This window comes from Streptomyces sp. NPDC054765 (genome assembly GCF_053612065.1).
The window spans coordinates 46,183-58,273 of record NZ_JBSHBP010000022.1 but is presented as its reverse complement, the minus strand read 5'-3'; the positions used below and the strand labels follow the sequence as shown (position 1 = coordinate 58,273).

The window sequence follows — 12,091 nt, the reverse complement described above, 5'->3', positions numbered from 1 at the left end:
AGTCGAACGACTGCGTCTGGACAAACTGAGCCGAGAGGTGGTCCGGCGGCCCCGGGGGATGCAGGTTTCCCAGCCGCTCTCCGCACCAGGATTCCGCTCCGCCCCCAACGGGATCGGGCGGGGAGCGGAGCTCGGGGATCTCGGGGAGCGCGGGGTGCGGGGTGCGGGGTGCGGGTGCGGGGAGCGGGGAGCGGGGTGCGGGTGCGGGTGCGGGTGCGGGTGCGGGTGCGGGCCGCAACCGGGCGCGCCGTTCGTTACCCCGTTCCGGTCAACGGCCACCGGCGCATCGCGATATCCACCACGAGGCTGTCACGCTGAGTGGATGACGACGACTCAGCGTGACGACTCCCCCGCCCGGTCCGCCCCTGCCGGAGGGCCCGCCGCCCGGCCGCCCGCCGGTCCGGGATCCCGGACCGCCACGGGCGTGGCGGACGTACTGTCCCGGATGCGGGCACTGGCCTCGACGCTGCCCGCCGAGGACGGGGTGGCCGTTTTCAACGGGGTCTATCTGGCCGTCACCGAAGCCGTGGCCCGGCGCATCGCGGACGGCGCGTTCCAGGACCCGGCGGCCGCGGGCGAGCTGGACAGCCATTTCGCCCAGCGGTACTTCGACGCGGTGGACGCCACGTCCACGGGGCTGCGGCCACCGGCCTGCTGGCGGCCGCTCTTCCAGCTGCGCCGCCATCCGGGAGTGCGTCCGCTGCAGTTCGCGCTGGCGGGGATCAATGCACACATCGGCCACGACCTGGCGCTGGCGGTACTGGACACCTGCCGGGCGCTGGAGTGCGAACCGGCCGCGCTGGAGACCGACTTCGACCGGGTCGGCGGGGTGCTGACGAGCGTGGAGGAGCACATCCGCGAGCGGCTGATGCCCGGTCCCGACGTGCTGGACGTCGCCGATCCGCTGACGCATCTGATCGGATCGTGGAGCCTGGACAAGGCCAGGGACGGCGCCTGGGTGGCGGCCAGGGCGCTGTGGAGCGTACGCCGGCTGCCGGAGGTGGCCGAGGAGCTCGCCGAGCGGCTGGATGCCGGGGTGGGCCTGGTCGGGCGGATGCTGCTGACTCCGCTGCCCGGCTGATCCTGTCGGACGTCCCGGCCGCCGGCCGCGGCGCTCCCCACAACTCCCTTGCCCCGGCGGTACGTTGACTGAGGGGCTGATACGAAGGAGTGCAGCTGTGGCCATTCGGCTCGGTCTGGGCCTTCCGCAGATGCGGCAGTACGACATCGGACGCGACGTTCCCGATGTGGCGCGGGCCGCGGAGGAGACCGGTTACGAGAGTCTCTGGGTCTTCGAGCGGATCCTGTTCCCCGAGCCCGCCGCCCAGGGGCTGTACGGCATCCCGGGCCTCCCCTGGCCCGACGCGTACCGCTCGGTGGCCGACCCGCTGGTGACGCTGACCCTGGCCGCGGCCGCCACACGGCGGGCGCGGCTCGGCACGAGTGTGCTGGTCGCCCCGCTGCACATCCCCTTCCAGCTGGCCCGCGCCCTCGCCTCGCTGGACGCGGCGAGCGGCGGCCGGGTGGTGGCGGGATTCGGCACCGGCTGGTCGCTGGACGAGTACGCGGCCGCTTCCGTCGCCCCGTTCGAGCGGCGCGGCCAGGTCCTCGACGAGCTGATCGACGTGTGCCACGCGGTGTGGGGCCCGGACCCGGTGGCGTACGAAGGGGAGCTGACGACCCTCGCACCGTCCGTCGTCGGTCCCAAACCGAAGCGGCCGATCCCGATCCTGCTGCCCGCCAACAGCCCGCGCGCGCTGCGCCGTCTGGTCGACCGGGCGGACGGCTGGATGCCGGTCGGCATGGGCGCCGAGGCCCTCGCGGCCCAGTGGCGGCGGCTGCGGGACCTGGCCGCCGAGCGGGGGCGCAAGGAGCCGGTGGAGAGTGTGCTGCGGGTCAACGCCCGGCACACTTCCCGGCCGTACGAAGGCCGGGACCGCAGCCCCTTCCAGGGCAGCGTCGGGCAGATCGTGGCGGATCTGGCCGCGCATGCCTCGGTGGGCCTGCCGGAGATCCTCATCGATCTGCAGGGCGCGGCCCGGGACGCCGAGGAGCTGAAGGACGTTGCCGCGGAGGTGTACACGGCGGCGCGGGCGGCCGGCGTGTAACGGACGGCGATCGAGGCCGGCGGACCGCGAGTGGCGTGCAGCGGACGGCGATCGAGGCCGGCGGGGGGGCGCAGGCGACGGATCGCGGGCGGCCGGCTCCGGCGAAGGGGCCCGGCGGTGCCGGGCCCCGTACCCCCTGGGCCGCCCCGTGGCCGGCTCTGGTCCTCAGTCCTCGGGCAGTTCGACCGGTGCGATCTGGTCGTAGACGTCGCCCGGACCCGGGTTCGTGGCATCCGTGGCGCCACCGAAGTGGTGCATCACGCCCCACACGGCGTTGAGCGCAGTCTGCACGGCGCCCTCGGCCCAGCCCGCGGTCCAGGAGATGTCGTCGCCCGCGAGGAAGAGACCCCGCTTGTCCTCGGGGAGCCGGTCCTGCATGAAGTGGGTGAACAGACGCCGCTGGTAGCGGTAGTGGCCGGGCAGGTTCGCCTTGAAGGCACCCATGAAGTAGGGCTCGTTCTCCCAGGACACGGTGACCGGGTTGCCGATGATGTGCTTGCGGATGTCGACCTTCGGATAGATCTCCGACAGCGACTTCAGCATGACCTCCATCCGCTCGTTGGCGTTCAGCGGCAGCCACTTGAGGCTGTCGTCGCACCAGGTGTAGGAGAGGCAGATGACGGCGGGCTCGTCCGGTCCGTTGTCGAGCAGATAGGTGCCGCGGGTCATCCGGTCCGTGAGCGTCATCGACATGACGTCGCGGCCGGTGTCCTCGTCCTTGTCGAGCCAGAACGGCCGGTCGACGGGCACGAAGAGCTTGCTGGACTCCATGTAGTGGGTGCGCTCCATCGCCGTCCAGTGGTCGATGGGGAACAGCGAGTCAGCACAGTCGATCTTGCTCAGCAGCATCCAGGACTGCGCGGTGAAGACGGCGGCCTCATAGGTGCGGATGTCGCCGTCGGCGTCGGTCACCGTGATGCGGTTGCCGGCGGTGCGGTGCAGGCGGGTCACCGCGGGCCGGGGGGTGCCGTCGTGCAGCGACGACAGCGAGGTGCCCGGCGCCCAGTGCACGGTCTTCGCCGGCTCCCGCTCCCACAGGCGCAGCGGCAGCTGCTGGCTGCCGCCGACGATGCCGCGGTGGTGGTCGTCGGCCTCGGTGTAGACGACCCGCAGGATCTCCAGGATGGAGTTGGGGAAGTCGGTGTCCCAGCCGCCGGTGCCGAAGCCGACCTGGCCGAAGATCTCCCGGTGCCGGAAGGACTTGAAGGCCGTCGAGTCGCAGAGGTAGCCGTAGAAGGTCTGGTTGTCGAGCTTCTCGACGAGCCGGGACCAGATCTCGCGGATGCGCGGGACATCGCGCTCGCGGATCGCCCGGTTCATGTCGGAGAAGTCCGCGCCCTCCTCCAGGCAGGCGTTCCAGGCGTCCATGACCTGGTGGTAGACCTCGGGGAGGTCGTCCACCGTACGCGCGTAGTGCGACTCGCCCTTGAGGTCGACGACGGTCGACGGGGTGTCTGCCGCCAGCGGGTTGGGGAACGGCGTGGTCGCCAGACCCACCAGGTCGATGTAGTGCGCCAGCGCCGTGGAGGACGGCGGGAAGCGCATGGCGCCCATCTCGGCGGTCAGGCCCGCGGCTTCGGACGGGGTGCCCTCGAAGCCGGCGGTGCGCAGCCGGCCGCCTATCTGATCCGCCTCGTAGACGACGGGCTTGAGGCCCATCTTCATCAGCTCGTAGGCGGTGATGATGCCCGAGAGGCCGCCGCCGATGACCGCGACCTCCTTGCCGTGCTCGAATGCGGGGATCTGGCCGAGGCCCGCCGGGTGGGCGAGGAAGTCGTCGTAGGCGTAGGGGAAGTCCGGGCCGAACATGGTGATCGGCGGCTGGGCATCCGCGTGGTGGGCGGCGGTGGGCACCGTGGACGTCATGGGGGACGGACTCCTTGCAGACAGGGCACAGCAGGCAGGGCACAGCAGGCAGGGCAGCGCAGGCCGGGTGGGCGGCCTGTGGCGGACCGGAGGGGGGCGGGCGGGGTCAGTTCACGTCAGCGGGCCGTACAGCTCCGGCCGGCGGTCGTGCAGATAGGGGTTGTCCGCCCGGGATTCCTTCAGGAAGGCGGGGTCGACATCGGCCCGCACCAGCTGCTCGCTGCGGCCGGCGCGGGTGCGTACGACACCGTCCGGGCCGGCCAGGCAGCTGAGGCCGACGAACTCGAACTCGCCCTCCGTGCCGGCCCGGTTGACGTACGCGACATACATCTGGTTCTCGAAGGCACGGACCGGGATGACGGATTCGGCGACGAACTGGAAGGGGTGCATCTGCGCGGTGGGCACCAGGAGCAGATCGGTGCCGGCCAGCGCATGGGCCCGGACGTTCTCCGGGAACTCCACGTCGTAGCAGATCAGCAGGCCGATCCGGAGACCGGCCAGCTCGGCCTGGACGACGGCCCGCTCCCCCGGGGTGAACCATTCGTGCTCGAAGGAGCCGAAGAGATGGGTCTTGCGGTAGTTCGCGAGCCGCTCGCCGGCCGGGCCGATGAGCTGCGCCGAGTTGTACACCGCGGCGCTGTCGCGCTCGTCGTGCCCGGCGCGCTCGGGGTAGCCGTAGAGCACCGCGATGCCGTGCTCGGCGGCGGTCTTCCCGATGGCCTGTGCGCTGTCGCCGTCGGCGGTCTCGGCGAGACGGTGCACCTCGCCGCCGATGGCGTAGCCGGTCAGGAACAGCTCGGGGCAGGCGAGCAGCCCGGCGCCGGACGCCGCCGCGGCACGGGCCGCGTCGTCGAGGACCCGCAGATTGTGCGCGACGTCGCCGGGCCGGCCCGAACTCTGGAGCAGGGCGGTGTGCAGCGACGTCATGGGACCCCTCGGCGAGGACGGTACGGGTGGACGCCTTGACGGTACGGGCCTGCGACGATTGCGGACAAGGCACCACCGTTGCGCGCCGAGGGACGATTCGTTGCGCGTTCAAGGGCCTGTTCGGTGATTCGTTGCGCGACCGTGCCGCAGCGCGGGGAACCGCTGCAGGGACGATGCCGGCGCGGCGGGCGGGCCGCCCAGGGGCTGCTGCCCGCGGCACCCCCACGGCGGCCACGGCGGTCAGCCCGGCGCCCCCGAGCTGTACCGCCGCAGCAGCGGCGAGAGCACCAGGACGGACTTCGTCCGCTCCACGAAGGGCTCGCCCGCGATCCGCTCCAGCACCCGCTCGAAGTGCCGCATGTCGGAGGCGAAGACCTGGACGACGGCGTCCGCCTCACCGGTGACGGTGGAGGCGGACGCCACTTCCGGGTAGCGCGACAGGCCGCGGTGGATCGCCTCCGGCGAGGTGTTGCGGCGGCAGTAGATCTCGATGAACCCCTCGGTCTCCCAGCCGAGCGCGGCCGGGTCGACCCGTACGGTGAAGCCGGTGATCGCGCCGTCGGCCCGCAGCCGGTCCACCCGGCGTTTGACGGCCGGCGCGGACAGCCCGACCTCCTGGCCGATATCGGCATAGCTGCGGCGGGCGTCCTCGGCGAGGGCGTGGACGATGCGTTCGTCGAGTTCGTTCAGTCGCACTGCGGGTGGATCACTTCTCTGCGGTGGCCAATCGGGAGCGGCGCAAGCCGTATCCGAAGTAGACCACAAGGCCCACGGCCATCCAGACCCCGAAGACCACCCAGGTCACGGCGCCGAGGCTGCCCATCATGTAGAGACACAGCAGAAAGCCGATCGCCGGGAAGAGCGGCGAGAGCGGGGTGCGGAAGCTGCGCGGCATGTCGGGCCGGGTGCGGCGCAGCACGATCACCGCGATATTGACCAGTGCGAAGGCGAACAGTGTGCCGATGCTGGTGGCGTCGGCCAGCTGGCCCAGCGGCACCGCCGCGGCGAGCACCCCGCAGAACAGCGAGACGATCACGGTGTTCACACGCGGCGCCCCGCTCTTGGGGTGCACCTTGGAGAACACCTTGGGCACCAGCCCGTCCCGGGACATCGCGAAGAGGATGCGGGTCTGGCCGTAGAGCACGGTCAGCACGACACTGGCGATGGCGATGACCGCACCGAAGGCGAGCAGCACGGCCCAGAAGCTCTGGCCGGTGACATCCTTCATGATCCCGGCCAGCGCGGCCTCCGAGCCCTTGAACCTCTGCCAGGGCATCGCGCCCACGGCGATGGCCGCGACCAGGCAGTACAGCGCGGTGACGATCACCAGCGAGAGCATGATCGCGCGCGGCAGGTCGCGCTGCGGGTTCTTGGCCTCCTCGCCCGCGGTGGAGGCGGCGTCGAAGCCGATGTACGAGAAGAACAGGGTGGCGCCGGCGGCGCTGACGCCCGCCATGCCCATCGGCATGAAGTTCGCGTAGTTGCCGGACCGCACACCCTGCACGGCGACGCCGCAGAACAGCAGCAGAGCGACGATCTTGACGACGACCATGATCGTGTTGGCGCGGGCGCTCTCCTTGGCCCCGCCCAGCAGGAACACCATGGCGAGCAGCACGACCAGCAGGGCCGGCAGATTGAAGACGCCACCGTCACCGGGCGGCTGGGACAGCGCGTCCGGGATGGTGAACCCCAGCGTGCCGTCGAGCAGCTCGTTCAGATACTGCCCCCAGCCCACGGCAACCGCCGCGACCGAGACGCCGTACTCCAGGATCAGACACCAGCCGCAGACCCAGGCGACCAGCTCGCCGAGGGTGGCGTAGGCGTAGGAGTACGACGATCCGGAGACCGGGATGGTGCCGGCCAGCTCCGCGTAGGACAGCGCGGAGAACAGGGCGGTGATACCGGCGATCACGAAGGAGAGGATGACCGCGGGCCCGGCGTCCGGGACGGCCTCGCCGAGGACCACGAAGATGCCGGTGCCGAGCGTGGCACCGATGCTGATCATGGTCAGCTGCCACATGCCCATCGAGCGGCGGAGCTCTCCCCCCTCGCCCTTGCCGCCCTCGGCGACCAGCCGCTCGACGGGCTTGCGCCGCATCAACCGGAGGCCGAGACCTCCGGAGGAGGGCGGTGAGGGCCCTACGGGTGGGGCTGCGCCGTGCTCCAACACTGGGGTGGCTCCTTTATCGCTGCCGATCGGATGACGTACGGAGGACGGCGACCGGCAGCGGTCGGTACAAGGGCATGCCGAAGCAACCCGCAGCAGGAGACCGCCGAGCAGGCGGTCCCCGCCACTCCACGTACAGCGCTTGACCTTACGGCCCGCCGTTGACCTGCCGTAATGCAGGTTCCTTGCGCAACTGCAGATGATCGTTGCGCACCGGCTCGACACGCGGTGGTTCATTGCGCGCCGCGGTCCGATCGTACGGGCTCCGGCACCGCCTTCGAGGACCGGGCCCGGGGCCCGGCCGAACGCGAGCGACCCCGCACCGAGTCGGTGCGGGGCCGGTGAGCGGCGGTGCCGGGACGGGGTGTACGTCCCGTGCGGGTCAGTTCCAGCTGTCGTGCAGCGGCTTGCCCTCGGCGTAGCCGGCGGCGCTCTGCACACCGACCACGGCCTTCTCGGCGAACTCCGCCAGCGAGGCGGCGCCCGCGTAGGTGCAGGAGCTGCGGACCCCCGCGATGATCGAGTCGATCAGGTCCTCGACGCCGGGGCGCGCCTGGTCGACGAACATCCGCGAGGTGGAGATGCCCTCCTCGAAGAGGCCCTTGCGGGCGCGGTCGTAGGCCGACTCGTCGCTCGTACGGTTGCGCACCGCACGCGCGGAGGCCATGCCGAAGCTCTCCTTGTACGGCCGGCCGTCGGCGGTGTGCTGGAGGTCGCCGGGCGATTCGAGGGTGCCGGCGAACCAGGAGCCGATCATGACGTTGGAGGCGCCCGCGGCCAGTGCCATGGCGACATCGCGGGGGTGGCGCACTCCGCCGTCGGCCCAGACGTGCTTGCCGTACTTCCTGGCTTCGGCGGCACACTCCAGGACGGCGGAGAACTGCGGCCGGCCGACGCCGGTCATCATCCGGGTGGTGCACATCGCACCCGGTCCGACACCGACCTTGATGATGTCCGCGCCGGCCTCGATCAGATCGCGCACGCCCTCGGCGGCGACGATGTTGCCCGCCACGACCGGGACCTGCGGGTCCAGCCCCCGGACCGCCTTGACCGCGCTGATCATGGACTCCTGGTGGCCGTGCGCGGTGTCCACGACGAGGGTGTCGACGCCGGCTTCCAGCAGTGCCTTGGCCCGGCCGGCCACATCGCCGTTGATGCCGACGGCGGCCGCGATCCGCAGCTTGCCGTCGGCGTCCGTGGCGGGGGTGTACAGGGTGGCGCGGAGCGCGCCCTTGCGGGTGAGGATGCCGATCAGCATGCCGTCCGCGTCGACCGCGGGGGCGAGCTTGCGGTTGGCGGCGTCGAGGCGGTTGAAGGCCTCCCGGGGATCGATGTCCGCATCCAGGACGAGCAGGTCCTTGGACATGACCTCGGACACCTGGGTGAAGCGGTCCACTCCGGCCAGGTCGTGCTCGGTGACGACACCGACCGGGCGGCCGCCCTCGACGACGATGCCCGCGCCGTGCGACCGCTTGGGCAGCAGCGCCAGGGCGTCGGCGACGGTCGCGACCGGGGACAGCACGATCGGCGTGTCCAGGACCAGATGGCGGCGCTTGACCCAGGTCACCACCTCGGTGACGACATCGAGCGGGATGTCCTGCGGAATGACGACCAGGCCACCACGGCGGGCAACGGTCTCGGCCATCCGGCGGCCGGCGATCGCCGTCATGTTGGCGACCACGAGAGGGATGGTGGTACCGGTCCCGTCGTGGGAGGACAGGTCCACTCCCTGACGGGAGCCCACGGCGGAGCGGCCGGGCACCATGAACACATCGTCGTAGGTCAGGTCGTAGGGCACCGAAGAACTCTCTTCGAGCGCGCCGTTCTTCGGATTCAGGAATCGCATACGGCCAGGATACGGGCCCTGACCAGGGCTCATGTGATAATCCGAGCCGCGCCGCGGCCATGTGTGCGATCCGCCGAACGGCACCACGGCGACCGGGGTGCCGGCGTCCGGACGGGGCATTTCGTGCCTGCCGCGGACCGCACGGCATCGCCGCCGGTCAGGCGGGGTACGGCGGCGCTACACGCCCTGCCGGGCCCGCCCCCTGACCATGATCACGGCCAGGCCGGTGCCGGTGTCCCGCCAGTGGCCCACCGCATCCGCCAGCACGCCCTCGACGATGCTCCACTCCTCCGGTGCCGCGGCCGCATAGCCCTGCCAGCCCGTCACGACGAGCAGCCGGCCGCGGTCGGCGGGGCACCAGGACAGATCGGTGAGGCAGTCGGCGAGCGCGTCCCAGTTGCGGCCGAACCAGTCCGGCAGCCGCAGTGCGCGGACGCACCGGTCCATGAAGGCGGCCTTGTCCCCGACCCCGTCCAGGTCCAGCGAGGTGCCGGTCCAGCCGGCGGCCCGCGCGGCGGCCAGCGCCTGGGCCACCGAGCGCTCCGCGGGCCAGGGCAGCACCCCCGGGGGCGTACTGCCGTCGAGCACCGCCGCGAGGGGCCGGGGCACAGAACCCGTCATCGGAGCACCGCCTTGAAGGTCCGGTAGTGGTCGTCGGTGTAGTACGTCTCATGGCTCCGGCCGGTGACGAGGCGGCGGGCGCCGCGGTCCGGCGAGCCGGGCGTGGGCACCGTGTACTCGTGGTAGTGGCCGCGCGGCTGACGGGGCAGCAGCCGCTCGCGGTTGCCGAAGACGGTCCCGTCCTGCGGGTACGGGAAGGGTCCGCCGGCGTCGATGAGCCGGAGGGTGTCCCGCGCCTGGGAGGGCAGCGCGCCGGCCGGGACGACCGGCATGCCCCGCGCCCGGCCCGGTACGCGGGAGCGGCTCGGCGCCTCGGCGACGGCCGTGGCGGTGGACCGCGGCGATCCGGGTGAACTCCCCTTGTCACCACCGCCCGTGGCGCACCCGGTCAGTACGAGGAGCAGCCCGGCGAGCGCCGCGCACAGAGCGGCGGTGGCACGGCGCGGGGTGGAGCGGATCACCATGCGCCGATGCTGTCACAGGCCCGCCGAGGCTGCCCGTCGATGTCTGCGTCAGGGGTGCCCGGGGCGGTGCACAGGAGCGGGCGCCCGCGGCCGTCCGCGCCGCGTCCCGCTCCGGCAGAGGTCACGCCCCGTCAGGATCCGCCCGGTCCAGTGCGGGGCGCGGCCCGGGGCCGGTCTCCAGCAGCAGATGGTCGGCGGCGGCGGTGTCCGTGACCAGGCTCGTCACCAGCCCGGAGCGCAGTACCGCGCCGATCGCGTCGGCCTTGCGCCGGCCGCCGGCGATGGCGACGACCTCCGGGATGCGGCGGAGCCGGTCCGCCTCGACGGTGATGCACCGCTCGCCGAGGTCCCGGCCGATCCGCCGCCCCTCGGCGTCGAAGAGGTGCGCCGACATCTCGGCGGCCGCCCCCAGCGAGGCGTAGTGCTCCCGCTCCTGCTCCGACAGCATGTCGTAGACGGTCGAGACGCCCGGCTCCCAGGAACCGATGGAGACACAGGCGACGGTGACCTTGTCGAAGTAGTCGAACGCACGGGCGATGCCGGTCTGGCGGCGCAGCGCCTCGGCGGTCGCCGAGTCGGGCAGCAGCATCGGTGCGTAGATCGGGTGCGCTTCGCCCCCGGCGACATCGGCGGCGCGGCGCACCGCCTCGACCGAGCCGCGGTCGGCGGTGCCCGCGTCGTACACACCGGTCAACTGCACGACGGTGCACGGCGGGAGGCGGTGCAGTGCGGCCGCCATGTGAATGGTCGACCGGCCCCAGGCCAGTCCCAGCACATCGCCCTCGGTGACCAGCTCGCCGAGGAGATCGGCCGCGACCTCGCCGAGGTTCTCCGGGTCGGCGGCGTCCTCGGGCGGGGTCTGGCCGCCGAAGGCGGGGGGCGCGTCGGCGGGGGACTCGACGACGACCGCGTGCCGCAGGCCGTAGCGGGCCCGCAGGGCGTCGGAGCGCTCGGCGTCCAGCTCGGAGGGCACCCGGATCTCGATCCGTACAAGATCACGCTCCAGGGCGGTCTCCAGTACCCGCGCGACCTTGAACCGGCTGACGCCGAACTCCTCGGCGATCTGGATCTTCGACTTGCCCTCAAGATAGAAACGGCGGGCCATGGCAGCGGCCTGCACCAGCTCGGCAGGGCCCATTCCGGACTGTGGGCGGCTGGCTACCACGAAATTCTCCCCTTTTGCGCATCTGATCGAGTCTTTGCTCATCCTTTCAGAAACCCGGCGGCAACGGGGACCATCACCTCCCCGACCCTCGTGAACGCTCGGTAGCGCCACGTATAACGGGCGTCACGGTCCACGCCACGGGCGCATTCCCGTGGCGTGGACCGGACGGGCCGCCCGTCCCGTCGGCCGCTGTCAGTGGGCGCAGCCCCAGCCCGCGGCTGCGGTCGCCGTCTCGGCCTTCTCCCGCAGGTCCCGGACGGCCTTGGCCGGGTCGTCCGCGCCGTACACCGCGGAGCCCGCCACGAACACATCGGCGCCCGCCTCCGCGCACCGTTCGATGGTCTCCGCCGAGACCCCGCCGTCCACCTGGAGCCACAGCTCCAGACCGTGCCGGGAGATCAGCTCACGGGTACGGCGGATCTTCGGAAGCATGATGTCCAGGAACGCCTGGCCGCCGAAGCCGGGCTCCACGGTCATGATCAGCAGCATGTCGAGCTCGGGGAGCAGGTCCTCGTACGGCTCGATCGGTGTGGCGGGCTTCAGCGCCATCGACGCCCGCGCGCCCTGGGCCCGGATCTCCCGCGCCAGCCGCACCGGTGCGGCCGCCGCCTCCACGTGGAACGTCACGGACCCGGCCCCGGCCTCGATGTAGCGCGGCGCCCAGCGGTCCGGGTCCTCGATCATCAGATGCAGGTCGAGGGGGGTGTCCGTCGCTTTGCTCAGCGACTCGACAACCGGCACACCAAGGGTGAGATTCGGGACGAAGTGGTTGTCCATGACGTCGACGTGCAGCCAGTCGGCGCCCTCGACGGCCTGTGCCTCCTCGGCGAGGCGGGCGAAGTCGGCGGACAGGATGCTGGGGTTGATCAAGGCCATGTCCCCAGTATGGCGTGCGGGCCGGCCACGGGCGGAGGCGGGACGGAACGG

The 12,091-nt window shown here is 71.8% G+C and carries 11 protein-coding genes; 2 read left to right on the top strand and 9 right to left on the bottom strand.

Features of this window, described 5'->3' with window-relative positions:
• Nucleotides 1-322 precede the first annotated feature (322 nt).
• Both ACWGJY_RS16630 and ACWGJY_RS16625 read left to right on the top strand, forming a co-directional pair.
• Nucleotides 323-1,081 carry a DUF5995 family protein gene (locus tag ACWGJY_RS16630; RefSeq protein ID WP_453261517.1) on the top strand — a complete coding sequence of 253 codons (759 nt, stop codon included), beginning with the start codon at nucleotides 323-325 and terminating at the stop codon, nucleotides 1,079-1,081.
• A gap of 97 nt (nucleotides 1,082-1,178) precedes the next feature.
• Nucleotides 1,179-2,108: a TIGR03619 family F420-dependent LLM class oxidoreductase gene (locus tag ACWGJY_RS16625; protein WP_453261516.1), complete on the top strand. Its 930-nt coding sequence runs from the start codon at nucleotides 1,179-1,181 to the stop codon at nucleotides 2,106-2,108.
• Nucleotides 2,109-2,273: 165 nt separating this feature from the next.
• Here ACWGJY_RS16625 and ACWGJY_RS16620 read toward each other — a convergent pair whose 3' ends face one another.
• The 9 genes from ACWGJY_RS16620 to rpe form a co-directional block, all read right to left on the bottom strand.
• A complete protein-coding gene (locus ACWGJY_RS16620) occupies nucleotides 2,274-3,974 on the bottom strand; it encodes a flavin monoamine oxidase family protein (RefSeq protein WP_453261515.1) in 1,701 nt (566 codons plus the stop codon).
• Between the two features lie 111 nt (nucleotides 3,975-4,085).
• Nucleotides 4,086-4,901, bottom strand: coding sequence for a carbon-nitrogen hydrolase family protein (locus ACWGJY_RS16615; protein ID WP_453261514.1), 816 nt, complete (start codon nucleotides 4,899-4,901; stop codon nucleotides 4,086-4,088).
• Nucleotides 4,902-5,141: 240 nt separating this feature from the next.
• Nucleotides 5,142-5,597 (bottom strand): Lrp/AsnC family transcriptional regulator, encoded by a 456-nt coding sequence (locus ACWGJY_RS16610; RefSeq protein WP_129297390.1) that lies wholly within the window; start codon nucleotides 5,595-5,597, stop codon nucleotides 5,142-5,144.
• A gap of 10 nt (nucleotides 5,598-5,607) precedes the next feature.
• Complete coding sequence (locus ACWGJY_RS16605; RefSeq protein WP_453261513.1) at nucleotides 5,608-7,071, bottom strand: amino acid permease; 1,464 nt, start codon at nucleotides 7,069-7,071, stop codon at nucleotides 5,608-5,610.
• 379 nt (nucleotides 7,072-7,450) lie between these two features.
• Nucleotides 7,451-8,914 carry a GuaB1 family IMP dehydrogenase-related protein gene (locus ACWGJY_RS16600; protein ID WP_453261512.1) on the bottom strand — a complete coding sequence of 488 codons (1,464 nt, stop codon included), beginning with the start codon at nucleotides 8,912-8,914 and terminating at the stop codon, nucleotides 7,451-7,453.
• Nucleotides 8,915-9,091: 177 nt separating this feature from the next.
• Entirely contained in the window at nucleotides 9,092-9,535 is a 444-nt protein-coding gene (locus ACWGJY_RS16595) for a barstar family protein (protein WP_453261511.1), read from the bottom strand.
• Nucleotides 9,532-9,999, bottom strand: a complete 468-nt coding sequence (locus ACWGJY_RS16590) for a ribonuclease domain-containing protein (protein WP_453261510.1) — start codon at nucleotides 9,997-9,999, stop codon at nucleotides 9,532-9,534. Before ACWGJY_RS16590 ends, ACWGJY_RS16595 begins: the two co-directional genes overlap by 4 nt.
• A gap of 121 nt (nucleotides 10,000-10,120) precedes the next feature.
• Nucleotides 10,121-11,137 carry a sugar-binding transcriptional regulator gene (locus ACWGJY_RS16585; RefSeq protein WP_453261559.1) on the bottom strand — a complete coding sequence of 339 codons (1,017 nt, stop codon included), beginning with the start codon at nucleotides 11,135-11,137 and terminating at the stop codon, nucleotides 10,121-10,123.
• A 219-nt stretch (nucleotides 11,138-11,356) separates the two neighbouring features.
• Nucleotides 11,357-12,040: a ribulose-phosphate 3-epimerase gene (rpe, locus tag ACWGJY_RS16580; protein WP_453261509.1), complete on the bottom strand. Its 684-nt coding sequence runs from the start codon at nucleotides 12,038-12,040 to the stop codon at nucleotides 11,357-11,359.
• Nucleotides 12,041-12,091: the final 51 nt, after the last annotated feature.